Origin of the sequence: Bradyrhizobium yuanmingense, assembly GCF_025200905.1 — a bacterium.
Classification (GTDB): Bacteria; Pseudomonadota; Alphaproteobacteria; order Rhizobiales; family Xanthobacteraceae; genus Bradyrhizobium; species Bradyrhizobium yuanmingense.
The window spans coordinates 5,493,990-5,511,541 of record NZ_CP104173.1; the positions used below are offsets into that span (position 1 = coordinate 5,493,990).

At 58.3% G+C, this 17,552-nt stretch carries 10 protein-coding genes and 1 pseudogene; 3 read left to right on the forward strand and 8 right to left on the reverse strand.

Annotated features, from left to right (window positions below):
- Positions 1-150: 150 nt before the first annotated feature.
- The 3 genes and pseudogenes from N2605_RS25695 to N2605_RS36530 form a co-directional block, all read right to left on the reverse strand.
- Positions 151-1,437, reverse strand: a complete 1,287-nt coding sequence (locus N2605_RS25695) for a type II toxin-antitoxin system HipA family toxin (protein ID WP_260343547.1) — start codon at positions 1,435-1,437, stop codon at positions 151-153.
- Entirely contained in the window at positions 1,412-1,789 is a 378-nt protein-coding gene (locus tag N2605_RS25700) for a helix-turn-helix domain-containing protein (RefSeq protein WP_425248812.1), read from the reverse strand. Before N2605_RS25700 ends, N2605_RS25695 begins: the two co-directional genes overlap by 26 nt.
- Before the next feature lie 462 nt (positions 1,790-2,251).
- Positions 2,252-2,667: pseudogene (locus tag N2605_RS36530) on the reverse strand (transposase); the annotation flags it as partial.
- Positions 2,668-3,438: 771 nt separating this feature from the next.
- On the opposite strand from N2605_RS36530, the gene N2605_RS25705 reads away from it, so the two are divergent.
- The gene (locus N2605_RS25705) at positions 3,439-5,130 is read left to right on the forward strand and encodes an outer membrane beta-barrel protein (RefSeq protein WP_260343549.1); all 1,692 of its coding nucleotides are present in this window, start codon (positions 3,439-3,441) and stop codon (positions 5,128-5,130) included.
- A gap of 1,207 nt (positions 5,131-6,337) precedes the next feature.
- Here the strand turns inward: N2605_RS25705 and N2605_RS25710 are convergent.
- The 4 genes from N2605_RS25710 to N2605_RS25725 form a co-directional block, all read right to left on the reverse strand.
- Positions 6,338-6,544 (reverse strand): cold-shock protein, encoded by a 207-nt coding sequence (locus N2605_RS25710; RefSeq protein ID WP_260343552.1) that lies wholly within the window; start codon positions 6,542-6,544, stop codon positions 6,338-6,340.
- 727 nt (positions 6,545-7,271) lie between these two features.
- Positions 7,272-9,476, reverse strand: a complete 2,205-nt coding sequence (locus N2605_RS25715; protein WP_260343553.1) for a prolyl oligopeptidase family serine peptidase — start codon at positions 9,474-9,476, stop codon at positions 7,272-7,274.
- A 1,068-nt stretch (positions 9,477-10,544) separates the two neighbouring features.
- Positions 10,545-12,413, reverse strand: a complete 1,869-nt coding sequence (locus N2605_RS25720) for an alpha,alpha-trehalose-phosphate synthase (UDP-forming) (protein WP_260343554.1) — start codon at positions 12,411-12,413, stop codon at positions 10,545-10,547.
- Between the two features lie 1,315 nt (positions 12,414-13,728).
- Positions 13,729-13,974 carry a response regulator transcription factor gene (locus tag N2605_RS25725; protein WP_311735382.1) on the reverse strand — a complete coding sequence of 82 codons (246 nt, stop codon included), beginning with the start codon at positions 13,972-13,974 and terminating at the stop codon, positions 13,729-13,731.
- A gap of 573 nt (positions 13,975-14,547) precedes the next feature.
- Here N2605_RS25725 and aepX point away from each other — a divergent pair.
- Together aepX and N2605_RS25735 are read left to right on the forward strand one after the other, a co-directional pair.
- On the forward strand, positions 14,548-15,405 hold the full coding sequence (gene aepX, locus N2605_RS25730) for a phosphoenolpyruvate mutase (RefSeq protein WP_260347489.1): 858 nt from the start codon (positions 14,548-14,550) through the stop codon (positions 15,403-15,405).
- A 314-nt stretch (positions 15,406-15,719) separates the two neighbouring features.
- Entirely contained in the window at positions 15,720-16,511 is a 792-nt protein-coding gene (locus tag N2605_RS25735; RefSeq protein WP_260347490.1) for a phosphocholine cytidylyltransferase family protein, read from the forward strand.
- 236 nt (positions 16,512-16,747) lie between these two features.
- Here the strand turns inward: N2605_RS25735 and phnF are convergent, their stop codons facing one another.
- Entirely contained in the window at positions 16,748-17,548 is an 801-nt protein-coding gene (gene phnF / locus N2605_RS25740; protein ID WP_260343555.1) for a phosphonate metabolism transcriptional regulator PhnF, read from the reverse strand.
- Positions 17,549-17,552 lie beyond the last annotated feature (4 nt).

Here is a 17,552-nt window from a genome sequence, read left to right on the forward strand (position 1 = left end):
CCGATCTTGCGACGAGCCTCGCGAACACTGCGAATTTTCTTGCCGGGATTTGCTTCGTCACACAGTGCCCGCCGTTTCGGCAGATGTGCAGCCACGTTTCAGACTGGTGAGGCGGGCGGGCTATGTTTTTGTCACGACATGCGTCTGCTGCTAAGGCGATGGGGCTGCTGCGCCTTGCGCGGGCTCCGCTTGCTTGAGGCGTTCGAGGTAGCCGCGTGCGCGCGAAATCACCGCCTCGAGCACCGCGTCCAGGACGGCATGACCGCCGGCAGGCATGGCTTCGACCTCGGCCTTGGCCGCCATTGCATGGTGCGTCACTGCCTGAGCAATCTCGGAGACGCGCCGGATCGTCTGGGCTGGAGAGAGCTTGCAGTCGATGGCGAAGCGCTCCCAGTGGTTGCGTCCGAGCTGGTCCGCCTGCTTCTGCCCGCCGATCTTCTGCGCCATGTTGCGGGTGATCTTCGGATATGGCGCCGCACAGACGATGTCGTACCCTGGTGCCATGACGGCGCCGCGCGCCGATAGCATCAGCGAGTAGTTTTTGGCATGGGAATCCGTATTCCACACCATCGGATTGAAGATGGCAAGATCGACAAAGCGGGCGGTCTGCTGTGCTGTCATGTGGCGCTGGGTCACACCGACCATGTCGGCCAATGATGGTCCTTTTAGGCCTCTATCGTTGTTCTGGTACTTGGCAGCTGGCGGTCGGCCCAGGGCTTGGCAGAAGTCCTCCTGATGCAGCCGCCGCCACCTCTTGCCGTCATGACGGCGGTCATAGCGCTCAACCAGCAGGTAACTACGTTCGCCTGCCGTCCCGGTCGTCACGTTCGGCGTCGGGATTCCGATCATGCGCGCGAGCGTCAGGCAGAATGCCTCGTTCTGGACGGCGCCGGGCAATCGCTCGCCATCGGGCTTGATGATGTGGGTCGATGGTGCGCCGTCGATCGGTACGTAGAGGGTGTCGCTGTCCAGAGCGACGGCAAGCTTTGTTTGCACACCGGCAAGCGACATCGACACGCCATCTTCGCCGACGAGGAAGGGCTTGTGGGGTAGCTCATTGAGGATACGCTCGAGCGAGGCCTTGTCGGGGATCTCGCGCCATTTGCCAGCGACCAGCCCGGTGCCCGGTTGTCCGACTGAGAGCGCGCCGGCGATGTCGCGGCCCATCTCGGCAAGAAGACCAATGACATCGGCTGGCGACTTGCCGAGCATATGACCTACGGCGCCGAGAGTTGCGTTCTCCGGCAGCAGATTTGCCGCCCATGGCAGAATGGCCGAGGCATTGTGCGACGCCCGCGAGAGCGGCATGGTGAGCGACACAGGAAAGGCCCCGGTCAGCCCGCGCCAGGATTCAGCATAAGTGAAGCCTGACGCTTCGTCGGCGGCCGTGATCCATCCGACCTCTCGCGTCTCAAAGTAGACCGGAAGACGGTCCATGAGGCTCCTCCTCCTCCTCGCTGTCGGGAATGTCCGGTGTCTCGGAAGCGTTCGCGCGGCGGGCTTGGGCTTCCTTAAGAACATCCTCGATGCGCAGCCCGAGCACGTTTGCCACGTGCAGGCTGCGCCCGAGCTGACAGGTGCTTTTTCCGGCCTCGAGGTCGACTATGAAGCGCTTTCCTGTCCCGCTCACCATGGCGAGCTCGTCCTGCCGGAGGCCCTGGCGTTTGCGTTCTTCTTGGATGAGGCGGCCGAATGCTGCAGCGAATTCGGCGGCTTGGCGCGCGACACCGGTCTCGCCAGGTTGGTCGTTTCGAGGCGAGGGGAGAGTACCCTTTGGAGGCGTGTTCATAGCTCTCTCGTCGTAAGTTACCGAGCGGGAACTTTATGCGTTGAGGCAGCGAATGTCCAGCACAAAGTTACCGGACGGGAACTTTCAAGTAGCTCCCGAGGGGAAGCAGCAAAGTTACCGATCGGGAACACTTACGTCAAAAACGAGGCTGAGCAGCCCAAAGTTACCGAGCGGGAATTCTACTCCTCATACCACCTTGGTTTATTGAAGAGAGATCGACCACGACCCGCGGAAAATGTCCGCTAATCCCCCGTCGAGTGAAGAGGGTCCTTAGCGTCCAATCGGTGTCGAGCGGAGCGGCCGGCCCCACGCGGCTCACAATCACAGCGATGGGCAACATAGGGGACAATCCAGCTGCCGCGAAAGCGCGTCAAACCACGTGACTAGGTGATCACGGCGCGCCCATGATTTCGGCAGGTCGGTAAAGCTACCTGCCAGTGGTCTGAACAACTGCGTTGAGGATCAACCGTTCGTCGCAACACCCTGTGTATCGCTCAGTTGTAGCAGTTGGTCGAGAGCTTCTGCGAACGTTTTTCAGCCAAGGGTTTCCTGGGCCCCCGTGTGAGTGCGAGAGCCACGACCTCGAGATCATCGGCCTGGTGCATGCGGAGATTGGTCTCCATTGGAAAGTACTGGCGCAGCAGCCCTTGGTGTTCTCGTAGGTGCCGCGCTGCCAAGAGCTGTGAGGATCGTGGAAATGCAGCCCTGCATCGATCCTCAGACGTGCAGCCTGAGCCAGCTCAGCTCTTTGATCCAAACTCAGCGACCGGCGCAATTCCTCGGGCATGCTGACCTTTACGCAGGTAATGGCGGCGCGCACTGCCTCAACGCCATGTCGGGCCGAGTACAAGTCCGTTCTTCACGCGAGCCTCCTGTTCATGGCGATCTCCTCACGTTCGGCGAATGAGAGGTAGCGTCCTGATAGCGGTTTTGACATTCGTGATAGATGTGTCGGGATCATGCCGCCCGGCAGACAATATTGTCTGACTCCTCGCGCAATGAGCCAGATCTACGCTCACTGACCGCGCTGATCTAGGGTCTCGCCATGTGCATTTGTACTCCTCAGCAGGCGACACGCCGCTCGTGCGGCCCTTGCAGAGCGACGGTCATCGCTCGTTGAGACGGTTCTTTCCTCACGATCGTTACGATTTATCGGATGGCATCAGGAGAGCCCTCCTCACCAAACCGGCCTAGAGCCGCCGGACCGAATGAATATGAGCTCGCCTGCGGATTACGTCTAATCCAAGCCTGCGGGTAGAGCCTTCTTTTCATGATCGAGCGTTCCCCGGAATCCTCGTGCAATAAGCTCAGTACCGCGCGTTCGACTCCCTGCTCCGCCGCCTCTCAACTGGAGGGCACTTCTAACCAGGCTGCTGCGACCGTGCTTCTCATCCGGACACTTCGACTGTCAGCCTTGAGACCAACGTCGGCAAGTTGACGCGACAAACTCTCCGAAGACCCCGCAAAGCATACGAATTCAGTTCGGCACGCGGTTTGCTTTATTCGGGAAATCATCACCAATTGTAGTGCGGTGATCTTCGGGACGGACCTGGGGCGCGTTACCGCGTATCTGGTCTGCTCCGACGATCGTCGTGCGGCGATACTTGGAGGAGGCGGGTCGTGAACTGGGAAGTGCAGGGAAAACTTTGATGCGATCGAGAATTATTTTTTGTGGTGCGACAACAATTGCGCTCGTCGCAAGCAGCGCAGCCAAGCCGGCGGACCCACAACTTAAACTGCCACAGGCGGTGTGGAACTGGTCTGGAGGCTATATTGGCGGGCATGCCGGCGGTGGGTACGGCCGCACCTCCTTCAGCAATCCATACGGCCCATCAATCTATGGCGGCATCGTCGATACCCCGGCGTTCCTTGCAGGTGGCCAGATCGGTTACAACTGGCAGAATTACAACTGGGTGTTTGGCATTGAGCTCGATGCCAGCGGTGCTGTCTCTGAGGGCACAAATACATGCCTTGCCCCTTCGGGTTTCGTTGTGAGCGCAAACTGCAAGGCAGGTCCCAACCTCTTCGCGACCGGCACTGGCCGCATTGGTTACGCTTTTGGCGCCCTCGGGCACACGCTGGCCTATCTCAAGGCAGGCGTTGCCTGGCAAAACAATAGAGGCGATGTCGTCAACAACTTTGAAGCTGGCTACCTGCCCCAGGAGAAAACCCATTTCGGCTATGGCCGGGTCGGTGGCATCATCGGGCTGGGCATCGAGCAAGCCCTAGCGCCTGCATGGTCGGTGAACGTCGAGTATGACTATTTGCACTTTGGCGGACCCGGCGTCGCGACCGCTTCGACAGTGCAGTTTCCGCCGTTTGCGATTCTGCCGGCGAACACAACCAGCCTGTCCAGCAACTACCACATCGGAAAGATTGGCCTTAACTACCATTTCGACGCCGACTCAAAGGCCGCACAATGGTCTAATGCTCCGCTGTACACGAAGGCACCCGCGAGCGTGCAGCCCATTCCCTACGCGAGCGGTTGGTCGTTCGAAGGCGGCTCGCGGCTCTGGCTCAGCCGCGGGAAATTCCAGTGGGATCACAGCGCAGCGCACGAAGGCCAAGATCCCGGATTGCTGATATCACGGCTCACGTATCATGGTTTGGACGGATTGTCTGGGGAGTTATTCGGCCGTCTTGACAGTCCCTGGGGAGTTTTCCTGAAGAGCAACCTTGGTACCGGGGGCTTCAACAAAGGAAAAATAAATAATGAAGATTGGATACCCAACCACGGATTTTCCTACATCAACAACCTTTCAGGCCAGTCAAACGGAAGGTTCACCTATTACACGGCTGACGTCGGTTACGATTTTCTGCGCAGCACCGACTACAAAGTCGGCGGATTTATAGGCTGGACCTATTACGGCCAGAGTTCGGACTCGACCGGATGCATGCAGGTGGCCAACCCGCTGTATTCATGCTTGGCGCCGGGTGACAACAGGATCATCGGCGGCGAGGATACTCAATGGAATGCGCCCCGGATCGGCGTGAGCGCCGAAACCATGCTGACCGACCGTTGGCGTTTGAGCGCCGACGTGGCCTACTTGCCATGGACCGATTTCAAGGGGCGTGACTATCATCTCTTGCGTCCCAAGACCACCTTTTCTGAACAACGCGGCAATGGTGGTGGCGGAGTCCAGCTTGAAGGCGTGCTGTCCTACTTCCTCACCTACAACATTAGCATTGGCGTTGGTGGCCGCTATTGGGCCATGTGGACCAAAGGGGGCGCCGGGTCCATGCACTGCGGTAACGGCTGCATCGAGCACTCGTCCTCATTTGCGAAGTACAGCATGGAGCGCTGGGGTACATTCTTTCAGGCTTCTTACAAGTTCGATTGAAAGGTTCACCAAAGCCCCGCTCCAGAGTCCTCTCGACCCATCCGAAGCCGGCTCGCGAGTAACGACATCCGCGCTAGAATTGTGCGCCGATGCCACTGGTATGGCGAGGCCATACCCAGCATCGAGCGTGAGAGTGGAAACCGATCTTGATCAACAGCATGAACACACGGGCGCAACAGCGCCTGCGCTCGCCCAAAGACCATCGCGTGCTGCGACAGCTCACATGCGCAGCACAGTGACAGCTGACCAAATCTGATCACAGTTTATCTAGCGACGATTGCGCGCACGCTTTCTCAGCTCGGAAAGACAATCATTCCGGGCTCATCAAAAACCGCTGTCGATTTGATCGATGCTGCGTGAGAACGATAGCACTTTACCTGAAGTTAGGTGGTGCGCGCTTCGCAGTCGAGGCGACTGCTGCGTCGCGCTGTGCGTCGATTGGACACGCCCTTCCTGCGTCGCGGCGGCCTCTGACGGTGTGCGCGCAGGAAATAAGGTTTCCAGCATCAGCGACCTCGCTGGACGACAAATAGATGGTGATCAGGGCCGCTCTCTTTGACCGGAAACGGCCTTTGCGATCGCAGACAGGAATTGCCGCCCGTCTTGTGCAATTTCCGAGCCGAGAGCATCGTGAAATACATAATTCGTCGAAAAGATATTCAGGTCCGGCGCGTGTACGGCCAACCGCTTCCTACGATCGACCCACTCATGGGCGCCTCGGGGCTTGACCTCGCCGCGCCTCATCAAGCCAACCCGGCTTTGGTTACACGAGCCCTCGAAGGCTCACGGCATCAGCGTAGCAGAGTAGCCTGCAGCCGCAGCGCAGCTGGGCGGTATGGTCTACAACGGACGAGCTCGGTTTTGCGAGCACCGTCATGAACCACATGGATCACGCCTGGACAGGTGAGCACCAGCCCGACCGGTGTGTACTTTCCGGCATTTGGTCACGAGCGTACGGTTCGGACCGTTTGTGGCCCGCGGGCAGGAATATCTTGCTACGCCAGCACTGCGCGACCAGGCTGCAACTCCTGTAACTCTGGCCGCAGTGCCCCCTCGATAGCCTGAGGAGACCAAGGCTGTCGTGCGGTTTGTGAGACAGCCTCATGGCTGGAAGCGACGGCCGAACGCCCGGCGCGCCGTGACAGCGCATCGCCGGACAGGTACGAGAACACGCTCTGAGAGAGCAGTTTTCCGAAGACGAGTCGGATCAGCCAACTCGGAGATCCTCAGCTGACATCTTACCCGAATGCCCGGCCTTGAGCTCATAACTGACGCGGGCCCCCTCTTCGAGAGTAGTGTAACCGGCCTTTTCGACGGCACTGATGTGCACGAAGACATCGGGACCTCCGTCGTCAGGCCTGATGAACCCATAACCTTTGGTCGAGTTGAACCACTTCACAATACCCATTGCCACGGCGGCATCTCCATAGTGAACCGTTGTGATCTAGCGAAGAGTCTCCCGTCCATCAAGACGGTCGGCAAGAGACACCCAGCGTCGCTGCGCTGGTCACGTGCTCCATTCTTTTATCGCGTGGCCTCGCTCCGCCCGCATCGTGGACGCGACAACAATCCTGACGTCGACGACAGTTTCGCCTCAAGGTTTCAGCCCAGATGACGCTTTGACCTTCGCTTCACCCGTCGCGCGCCACCGACTTATAGAAGAGTTGCGGAGCTTCGAGCATGTCGCTCTCATCCAGAGTCGGCAGATGGCTTTCATCGACGTTGACAACAAAGCCTTGAACTCCTGTGCGCAGCCTGGAACAGGATTATCAAGCCGATCATGCCTGCATGAAGATCCCTGGGTGTTTTATCAAGCACGAAGACGCTCGCAGGGCTGCGCTTTGGCTGTTTGTCTTCGGATCTGATCGCACGTCGCGCCCTGTCGCCGAACAACGTCCGCCGAGACAATCCTAAAGGAAGCACATTTGGCAGGTTATCCCAGCCCGCAAACCTGCTCGACAAACGGCGGAGCATGTTCAAACCGGTAACTTGCGCATCTGACGAACTTCGTCGCGCCGCCGGCGGCTCATCATCCTCTCGCCTTGACTTCCGCTTCGATGAATTCAGCGAAGCAACGTGAAGACGTTGAGATAACGAATGGTCTCCGTTCTGTCTGCTTTGATCAGCCCGTTGAGCAAACGTTACTCGGAACAAAGCCGCCTCCATGCATAGGTGTATTCAAGGGCCAGTTGACGCGCCTCTTCCATGAGATTGGCCGCGGCGCTGTGTCCCCCGTCGATGTTCTCGTAGTAAAGGTAAGGCTGGCCGAGCGCGGCAAGCTTTGCGGCAGCCTTGCGGCCGTGCGCTGGATGCGCGCGATCGTCCTTGGTGGAGGTAAGAATTAAGGGCCCGGGATAGGTCTTGCCCGCCACCAGCTTCTGGTAGGGCGAGTAGCGTTCGATCCACGCACGCTGCTCGGCAATGGCGGGGTCACCGTACTCGCCGATCCAGTAGGCGCCCGCGCCCAGTTTGGTGTATCGAAGCATGTCAAGCAGCGGCACCTCGATGATCGCTGCGTTGAAGAGCTCGGGACGTTGGGTGATTGCTGCGCCAACGAGGAGGCCACCCTGGCTGCCGCCAATTGCTCCAAGCCGGCGTGGACTCGTGATCTTGCGGCGGACCAGGTCCTCGGCAACGGCGATAAAATCATCCCATGTCGTCTGCTTCGTTGCTCCCTGGGCGGCTTGATGCCATTGTGGGCCAAACTCGCCGCCCCCGCGGGCGTTCGCAACGACATAGGCATTGCCCTGTTCGAGCCAGAGCCGCCCGCCCGGCCCCAGATCAGAAGGCAGAAGCGGGATCTGGAAGCCGCCATAGCCAAGGAGAAGCGTCGGAATTGCGCCGTCAAACCTAGCGTTCTTTGGCCGCACCAGAAAATACGGAATTGACGTGCCATCACGCGAAGTGGCTTCGAGCTGCTCCACGACGTGGTTGGACGCATCGAAGGCGGACGGTGTGTTCTTCAATTCCTCGAGCCTTTTGCTTTCGGCATCAAAATGCCAGACTGACGCTGGTCCGAGATAGCTCGAGACGGTAAACATGACCCGGTCCGCTTCATCGTGGGCAACTGACAGGCTGACACCTGTATGTTCCGGCAGCGGTATCGGCGTTGCGGACCAAGCTCCTTGATCGTACTCATAGACGAACGCTTTGCTCTGAACGTTCTCAAGGATCGTCAGGATCAAACAATTCTTTGTGGCGGTTAACTCGCCCAGGGCCTGGCGGGGCCCAGGTTGAAAGACAAGCGAGGCTTTGGCGCGCAGCGGATCCTGCTTCCATTCGTCGAGTTCATACGAGATCACCGAGCCCGCCGTGAAGCGGTTGTCTTCAGACGGCCTCCAGTCCTCGTCAAGTTTCACAAGCAGGCGGCCGCACGCGATCGTGACGATCTCCGCCTTCTTCGGCAGATTGAGTTTCACGGGCCCATCGGCGCCGAAGACCACATATTCGGACTCGAAAAAGCTGATTGCGCGGACCGCGCCGGTCACATGAATATGACCTTCGATGTCACGAAGCACGAGGGGCTGCGTCTCGCTGTCGGTGGGCTCACCACGAAAGATCTCGCGAGCCTCACCGAGCGGCTGAGCGCGTTTGAGCTCCTTCACTACAAAGGGGTAGCCGGCTTGCGTCAAAGTCCCCTCGCCCCAGTCCCGTGCAACAAGGAGTGTGTCACCATCGACCCAGCTGACGTCCTGCTTGCCCTCTGGGAGATAAAAGCCGTCCGCGACGAAGGTCTTGGCGAAGCGATCGAACTCTCGTATGGACACGGCATCCTTGCCGCCATCGGAAAGACTAATCAAACAGAGGCGCCCTTCAGGCAGAAGGCAGTTGGCACCTTCAAAGACCCAGTTTCTGTTTTCGGCGGCAGCCAAGGCGTCCACGTCGAGGATGGTTTCCCACTTTAGATCTTGGCTACGATCGCTCTCGCGCGTGGTGCGCCGCAAGACGCCGCGCACATGCTTCTCGTCTTGCCAGAAATGCTCCCTACCACCTTCCAATGGAATGTCTGCGATCCGTTTCTTGGCCCTCAGGATGGAGAGCGCCTGTTCGTAGAAGTGCCGATAGCGAGGATCTGACTGAAGCACCCCGAGCGTCTTCTCGTTCTCTGCGCGAACCCAAGCCAATGCGCGTGGCCCATCGATCTCCTCGAGCCAACGGAATGGATCATCAGTCATCGGCGCATCCGTTCGCTCTTGTAAACACGCCGTGGAGGTGAAGCAGGCAATCGAAAACAGCGCGACAAAGAGGAGTGATGTCTCCATGAATTTGCTCCGGTTGAGGTCGAGCGGCCACGCGCGCGGGTCCTGACGCGTCAACCAGAAGCGGCGGAAAGCGCGCAAGCGCATGACGCGCGTCTTGCGCTATGTCATGGGCCGCTCACTGCAAGCTGCGTGCCGGCTAAAGAGTCGCAAGTTTCAGTCGTTCGGAGGCTGCACGACCATGTTCCGTTGCCGCCATTGGTTGCCAAGCGGACATCACAGCGTGTCGGCGGACAGCCTGTGAGACAGCGCCAGCATTTTTCGATCTTCAGTGGCAAGCCCGGGACGCAGCGGTGCTGCTTACCTCCCTATCGGAGGTTCTCCTAGCTGGCGTCAACGGGCAGACTTGTCGACGGGCATCATCAGGACAAAGATCAGCGCATTGATTAGCAGCCAGCCGGATCGACATCATGCTAAGGGTGGTATGCATGGCGCTCGGACCCGTCGGCTGCAAGCATTGCCGAGTTCGAGGAGCTTTTTCCTTGCGAAACACGCGATGTCACGCCGATAACTCGGTTCGTTAACTGATTGCCGGGAGGATTGCGCTCCAGACGAGGAGAGTAAAAATGCCCAAGAAACGGCCTACGCTGCAACACGTCTTGGCATTGAGCCAACAAACAACATACAAGCACCAGATCAGGTTCTTCTGCGCAACGTAATGGCGAAATGAAGCTGGGCATCAGCGGCAATTGAGGGAGCTACGGTCCAACTTGAAACGATCCTGATCTATCGGTGCGGGGACCGACGCACGAGCCGTGCCCCCCCTATTACACGAACGAGATCAAGGGCGAAATTTTCGATCGAGAATGCCCGCTGCTGCCTGATCATCCGCGGCCGGTTCAAGCTAGTGCCTCACTGCGAACTGTTCCGTAACGTGCTGTCGCGGGCCCAGAGCAAGCGCCGCTTTCCGCCGCGGAGCGATCAACGGGCAGCAGCGCGCCGACTGACCCCGCCACCGTTCGCATCAGCGTCGTTTAGACATAGAACACGAGTTGACTGTATCGCCCCATTCTGGTCATGGACCACTCGCATGATGCCTTGGCTTCTTAGGCCTGCGTCGTGCGCAAGAACCGCGTCAGCGCCAAAGACCTGGATTGCTCCTCTGTCCTGCTACAGAAGCCTGTCATCCCGCCGGTGCTATGCTTTTTCACCTGGTCAGTTCTCGCGGCCACGGAGCTCTTGTCCGCGATGACCATCGCGTGAAGCTGTCGCCGCCGGCAGATCCCAGAGTCTGTCCTGTGTATGCTTCAGTGGGGCCGCTAAAGCGTCAAAGGCCGACTTCACGGCTCCATAGGCAGCCTCCTTCAAAGCGGCATCAGCGGGATCGATCTCGTTATAGGCGGTCAGCGCCGCGGCATAATTTTGATACAAGGGCATGTGAGCTTCGTTGGTCCAGCCGAGACCGAGAATGTGGAACTGATCAGCCGGAACGGTGATGCTGCCTTTGTCCAGCTCCCCGAGGTAGTCCGCCGACCAGTCGTGGATGGTATAGGATTCAATCTTATCCATCATCGACCGCCAGCGCTTCACACGCTCCTCAAGCGGCATGTTGGTCGCTCTCAAAATCGCGTCTGCGATTTCTTCGGGGTGGTTTGGATCCACCAGCAGCGCCTCGTCAGCATTGAAGTCTTCAGCCGCCCCAGCAAACTTCGATAAGACCAGAACGCCCGGATCCTTCGGATCTTGAGCAGCAACATATTCTTTCGCTACCAGATTCATGCCGTCCCGGAGCGGCGTGACGACACCTACATGTGCGGCGCGGTAAAGACGCGCGAGTGCAGCCTGGCTGAACGAATCATTAGTGTATTGGATCGGCCTCCATTCGTCTGTGCCATGCTCGGCATTGACATGGTTGATCGCATTCTCCACGTCCTCCTTGTACTTTTGATACTCGTCCACGTCGGCGCGTGAGGACGGCGCGATCTGTAAAAGCGAGATGCTTCCCGGCTCGGCCGCCAAGATCTGGCTAAATGCTTCGACCCGTTTGTCGATGCCCTTCGTGTAGTCGAGCCGATCTACGCCGATGGCAAACTTGGCGCCCTCGACGTTTTGCAATAATGACGAGATTTTTTCCTGCTCTGCGGGCGCGAGCTCTGCCGCAAGATACTCTGCGAACTGCTTGGGATCGATACCGATTGGGAACTTTTGAAGTCGCGTCTGGCCACGCTCCGTGGTCACGACGCCATCCTTGCTCTCCAGCCCGAAGTCGGTTCGCAGGCAGGCCAAGAAATTGTTCAGATCCCGGTTCGTCTGGAAGCCGAGCAGATCGTATTCCAGCATCGACTTCATCAGTTCGTGATGATTGGGTACGTGCTCTATCATGTCGGGCGTCGGCCATGGCGTGTGTAGGAAAAAGCCTGTCGGCCGCTCGATGCCGAGCCTATGCAGATCGGCCCCGAGCGGAAGCAAATGATAATCATGCACCCAGAATGCGTCCCGATCTCGTACGTCGAAGGCCGCGCGCGCGATGAAGTCGTTAATCCTTCGATAGCTGCCAAAATCGTCTTCCGAGACCGACATCCGCTCCGGCAGGGAGTGCAATGCTGGCCACAGCGTTGAATTCGAATAGCCCCGATAGTAGCCAGGATGGTCCGCGGCCGGCAGATCGAGCCTGGCGACGTGGCCCGCACCAGTCGGTACCAGTGGCAGGGGCCGCTCGATCCCATCGCCGCGGGCCTCCGAAGAGCCTATCCAAACCGCGCCGGAACGTTCCACCACCGGCTCGAGGCCCGCCGCAAGCCCGCCGGTCTGGGGTTTATTGGGGTCGAACGGCGCAACGCGGTTCGAAATCACAACCAGCTTCATTTCGGGCTTCTGGTTGACCGTATCGAGACGGTCCTCCACCTCGCCCGGCACAACAGCATCGGAAGGACCTGCACCTCCTTGTTGCTCCTGCTCCAACGGCATCTCGTGCAGGTGCTGGTCAAAGGCCGCCTGGCCTGTCGTTTCACCTTGCCCCGTGGCGGCTGATGCGCTGCCGGAGTCCAACGTTGCCGTATCGAGCGTGTCTTGGATTCGAACCATCTCGCAACCCCGTTTGACGATGTTTACGTTTGGTGCAGTCGCAGATCAGCCCCGAGATATCTCCACTAAGCCACGGTTGCAGGTCCAGCTTTCCGGAAGCTGACCAGCCGAGCAAAATAGTCGGATTGCTGCATCTTCAAGGCGGTCGTGGCGGATGAGGCGACGAAATGCCGGATTAAGGCAAGACGACGTTTGGCTTCATCGAGTTGATGAGTGCAAGCAGAGCGTTGCCGTCGTAGCCGGCGACGCGCATGGGCCTTGACGCTGGAAAGACTCGGGCGCTGTGGCGAGGTGACCGTCCAGATCGGCACCAAATGGCGCGAGCGCGCAATGACAAGTCTATGGAGTAGGCTTTGGATATCGCCGATCTTGCTCGCAACACCGCCGGCCTGCCCGGCATCCCAACGGTACGATATAGACGGCATCATAGCGCTCCGGCGTGGTCCGCCCCTCGCGCATCATCGCGCATCCGAATACCAAGTTGAAGCCTTCAGAGAAGCTTCCTTCAAGCTATCGCAAGCTTACCCCTATCAGCTGCGCGGTTATACGATCGCTTCAATCACATGCCCCTGTTCATACCGTGATGAGGATACCTTCCGATGTGGTCGGCTTGATGCTCCGCCAGCGGCGCAAACAATGCGGGCGGCTCTCCACTATGCGACACGAACGAAATTGCAGCTCGAATGCTTGACCAGCTTGACAGGAACGTGCGCCGTTAATGGCTCCGCACGTGTCGTACCCACCTCGCGGAGAATGCATATGAGTTCCACATTGCGCAACAATTTGTAGTCGCGTTACACGCCTCGACTCCTTCTCAAGGCCGCCCCGATACTGCCACATCATCGATGACGCCCTCTGGCCGTTTGGTAGCACGCAGACCGCTAGAGTATGGTGCAACGTCTAACAGCAGCACGCTTTCGATTGTCCACGGATTATCATTGCCGTCTTCGTGTCCGGCCCAGGCCGTCTACACCGCCGTTCCGATGACAACGACTTAGTACCAAGCCGCTACGTCGGCTCCCAATGTTCAACACTCATACGACCGCCGCGTCCGCACCAGGGGGACGGACCGATCACAACGTTGAAATAGGGATCCGACCGGCCGTCGCGCTTTCAAGAGCGTTATGCGCCGTGGTCTCACCTCGCCTGGTGGTCCACGGCGCGCCGTGACGATCGGCGACGAAATAGAAGCACGCCGTGTTCATAAACAGCTGCGGGCGCGTAATTAGCTTCGCATTCCGCCGGAGCGACCCACAGTCGCCCCTTGCATTTCGCTAGATCTGCATTGGGGGGCAACGGAACCGATGCCGTTACCTTAGATCATACCCTCACGTCGCGCTTTGACGACGCATTGAGTCCGGCTGGACGTTTCCAGCTTTCGCATCGCATTCTTGACATGAAAGTTAACGGTATTCTCGCTCACTTTCAGGATCACTCCGATAGCCCAGGATGACTTCCCTTCCTCGACCCATCGCAAACACTGTATTTCCCGTGCCGACAGCACAACCTCTTGCCCATCCGCCATGAACTTCTCCTGTAGTAGAGACGAACAGGAAAGCATCAGCAAATGCCATACCACTCAGTGGCGCCAGCAAACTGTCGGCGAGGCAGGACAAATTGTTCGGCGATTGCTACGCCATTCGCGCAAATCCAGGCCATCCCGCCGCAGCCCTGTAGACAGGCTTGCGGCGTATGTCGTCAAGGCGACAGCAGCATTGCGACAATCGTGACTGTTCGATATTTGCGTCCAACTCTATGTGAGCCGGAGATCACCCTTTCACTAGGTGCTCCTCCCCCGCGGAGGAGTCGGGGGCAATTCTCTCTGGGGCCGCAGCATCAGGCTTGCGAACGAAAGGCCACTCATTTGCATCCAAAACTCTTCTTTCCAGCCTTTAGGGCACGACGCCAATCAATCCATAGCGAAAGCTTTGCGTTCGGCGCGACTCCTGTGGCAATCATGCAAGCCTTTGCGGTCCCAATAAACTACCAATGCTGGTCATTGAGCGGCATCACGCCGAAACGATATGAGCAGTGACATTGGTGCCAATCGCTCGTTTTCCAGGATTTAGGCATGCAGTATCAACCACAAGCCGTTCCGCCCAGCCTTCAATGCGCGCGGCCGTCGCCTGTCGAAATGCTTCGCGCCCAGATCTGCTCGAATGATGAACTCTCGTTCTTGATGGAAGCGCATGATGGCCTGTCCGCTACAATCGCCCAGCGCTCAGGATTTAAGGGGCTATGGGCATCTGGTCTGTCGATTGCCAGCTCGCTGGGCTATCGTGATGCCAATGAAGCTTCATGGAGCCAGCTCGTCCAGAGCGTCGAGCGCATAGTGGACTCGATAGAGCTACCTGTGCTCGTTGATGGGGATGGCGGCTTCGGTAATTTCAACAATGCTCGCCTGCTCGCACGCAAACTTAGTCAGGCTGGCGCGGCAGGCGTCTCGCTCGAGGACAGCTGCTTCCCAAAGCTGAACTCACTCATTGGTGAGCGGCATCCGCTCGCTGATATCGATGAATTCTCCGGTCGTCTGCGGGCTGTGAAGGATGCAGTCGCCCAAGATCTGGTTCTCGTGGCCAGGATCGAAGCGCTGATCGCCGGGCACGGATTGGACGAAGCTATCTTGCGTGCACACGCTTATGCCGACGCGGGGGCCGATGCAATCTTGATTCACTCACGAAAGAGTACCGCGGGCGAGATACTTTCGTTCGTCGCCGAGTGGCGGGACCGGCTCCCTGTCGTAATCGTTCCGACGACATATTATCGAACGCCGGTCTCAGTCTATCGCGATGCCCGCATCGCCACGGTCGTCTGGGCCAATCACTCCATGCGAGCTGCGGCAGCTGCAATGCGGCGCGTCTGCGATAGTATCGCAGCTCAAGAGAGCGTTGAGAGCATCGAATCTCATATCGCGCCACTCAGTGAGATATTCGAGCTGCTGAGGTATGACGAACTCGCCCTGGCCGAAAAGCAATATCTGCAGCCCCGCTAGCCCATGGCAGCAGGGTTTGTCACCTAAAGCCTCCTTAATCAAAACCTGCCGAAGAGCCCCTCACCTCTCATCGGCCCGCTTCAGTGTCACCCAGGGGCTGCGACGTAAACTCCTGAATACGCGCTAAACATTGCCAAACGTCTGTCCCTGCGGCTCAAGGAAACCCTCACAGCGGCTAATCCAATTGTATACGTCGAGGACAATTCATGCCCAATCGTATTCGATCCGAGGTGGTCCAACGCGTCCGCGAGAAGACGGAACAGAGGCGTTCACGATGCCTGCGGAGTAACACTCGGGATGAAGAAGCGAATGAAATGCCTGTGAATGCTCCCAAGCATGCGCTCATTCTTGCCGCTGGAATGGGCTCTCGTCTGCGGCCAATAACGGATCTAACCCCCAAACCCCTAGTCCGTATTCATGGCACTCCCATTCTGCACAACGCGCTACATAACCTCGGGCGTGTTGGCGTGGAACAGGCGACGATTGTTGTCGGGTATCGCAAAGAGGCGATCCGAGAAGCCTGCGGCAGCCGCCTCGGTGATGTTGCGATCAAATTCATCGAATCCCCTGTTTACGACCGTACCGGCAGCGCCTATTCGCTCTGGCTGGCGCGTGACGCCCTCCTTTCCGGGGACCACTACCTTCTTGAGGGCGACGTCTTCTTCGAGGAACGGGTATTGCGGCAGCTGGGCATCAGCGAAGCGCCCAACGCGGCTGCTGTCGCTCCTTTTCATGAGCTGATGCAGGGATCAGCGGTCCTGTTGTCCGCTCTTGGCTTGATTTCAGAATTTCGTTTGAAACAAACGGCGAGAAATCTCATCGCGGATGGTCCCTCTCTTTACAAGACGATGAACCTATTGCGACTGTCCGCGTCTACTCTGCGGACAGAGGTCATTCCCGCCCTAGACGATATGGTGCGGGCCGGAGCTACCCAGGCCTACACCGAGGAGCTTCTTTCCTATCTCGTGGAAACACGAGGGCTGCAGCTTGCTGCGGTGAGATGCGATGATCTCAGATGGTACGAGATCGATGACGCGGAAGATCTGCGTATCGCTGAGCGTATCTTTGCAGAAGCCGATACCTTTGGTCCAACCGCACAGGGGTGAAGGGGACGAAGGTCACGGAAAGTTTGCCGCCGCGCCTCTTGGGGACATTCGCGGCTGCCTCTGATGCCGGCCGCGTAACAAGGCGCAAGACCCGGCGGCCGCAACCAACGCGGCCGGCTATTGCCTCAGCAAAACGGTTTGTCGCGGCATGCAGTGTGAAACACACATCTCAAGCGAAGCCGCAGCGAAACAGTTGTTTGGACGGCGGCCGCTTTGACCGCCTAGATGGGCGGTACCTAGAGCTTGAAGGAGGCAGGTGACTTCGATTTGCTCGTGCGCGCTTTTCCGGATCGAGGCTTTCCTGCAAGCGACTGCTCCGCGGAACTTATCTCTTTGAAGTCGAATCTGAAGCTAATTCTTGGTGCGCAAAGTACATTCTCGCCAAATTTGATCGGAATACGGCCGGAGCAATCAAGGCTCTCTTTGACGAAGACCGGCGCCGAAGTGGACATTTCAAGCAGGCGCGCCTCCTGGGCGGAGGGCAGACGCGCACTTATCGTCACCCATTGCTGCGAGTAGTCGTCAATTCCGATGCGCCTGAGAGCTGTCGAGATCGAGTTGGCGCCAGAGAATTTGTCCAGCAGTCCAGGGGTGCGTTTCGCCGGAAAGTAGCTATGCGCAATGACGATTGGGATGTCGTCCTGATAACTCAGCGTGTCGATGCGCAGCACGTCGTCACGGGCCCGCAGGTCGAGGTAGCCGGCGAGCCGCTCGTCTGCCGGTATGGTTGCAGCAGACAAGATCTTGCGACGTGCCAATCTGCCTTGCGAGATCAGATTATCGGTCAGCCGAGTTTGAGCGGAGAGAAGATAGGGTGTTGGGTGTTCGACAACGAAGGTGCCTCTCCCCTGCTCGACACGAAGCAATCCTTCCTGCTCAAGTGCCCGAATGGCGTATCTTACGGTGTGCCGGTTGACACCATATTCGAGAGCAAGCTCCACGTCGTTCGGAAGTTTCTCGCCTGGCCGAAATCGGCTCGAGGCAATAGCTTCTTCGATGTTCGACCGAACAAACTCCCAGCGCTTTCCTTGATACATAGGT

Excerpts from the sequence above, each read along its gene's own strand:
- aepX (WP_260347489.1), top strand. The coding sequence starts at position 14,548 with ATGCTTCGCGCCCAGATCTGCTCGAATGATGAACTCTCGTTCTTGATG.
- N2605_RS25725 (WP_311735382.1), bottom strand. The coding sequence starts at position 13,974 with ATGCTTTCCTGTTCGTCTCTACTACAGGAGAAGTTCATGGCGGATGGG.
- N2605_RS25695 (WP_260343547.1), bottom strand. The coding sequence starts at position 1,437 with ATGGACCGTCTTCCGGTCTACTTTGAGACGCGAGAGGTCGGATGGATC.
- N2605_RS25715 (WP_260343553.1), bottom strand. The coding sequence starts at position 9,476 with ATGCGCTTGCGCGCTTTCCGCCGCTTCTGGTTGACGCGTCAGGACCCG.
- N2605_RS25720 (WP_260343554.1), bottom strand. The coding sequence starts at position 12,413 with ATGGTTCGAATCCAAGACACGCTCGATACGGCAACGTTGGACTCCGGC.
- N2605_RS25705 (WP_260343549.1), top strand. The coding sequence starts at position 3,439 with ATGCGATCGAGAATTATTTTTTGTGGTGCGACAACAATTGCGCTCGTC.
- phnF (WP_260343555.1), bottom strand. The coding sequence starts at position 17,548 with ATGTATCAAGGAAAGCGCTGGGAGTTTGTTCGGTCGAACATCGAAGAA.
- N2605_RS25700 (WP_425248812.1), bottom strand. The coding sequence starts at position 1,789 with ATGAACACGCCTCCAAAGGGTACTCTCCCCTCGCCTCGAAACGACCAA.
- N2605_RS25735 (WP_260347490.1), top strand. The coding sequence starts at position 15,720 with ATGCCTGTGAATGCTCCCAAGCATGCGCTCATTCTTGCCGCTGGAATG.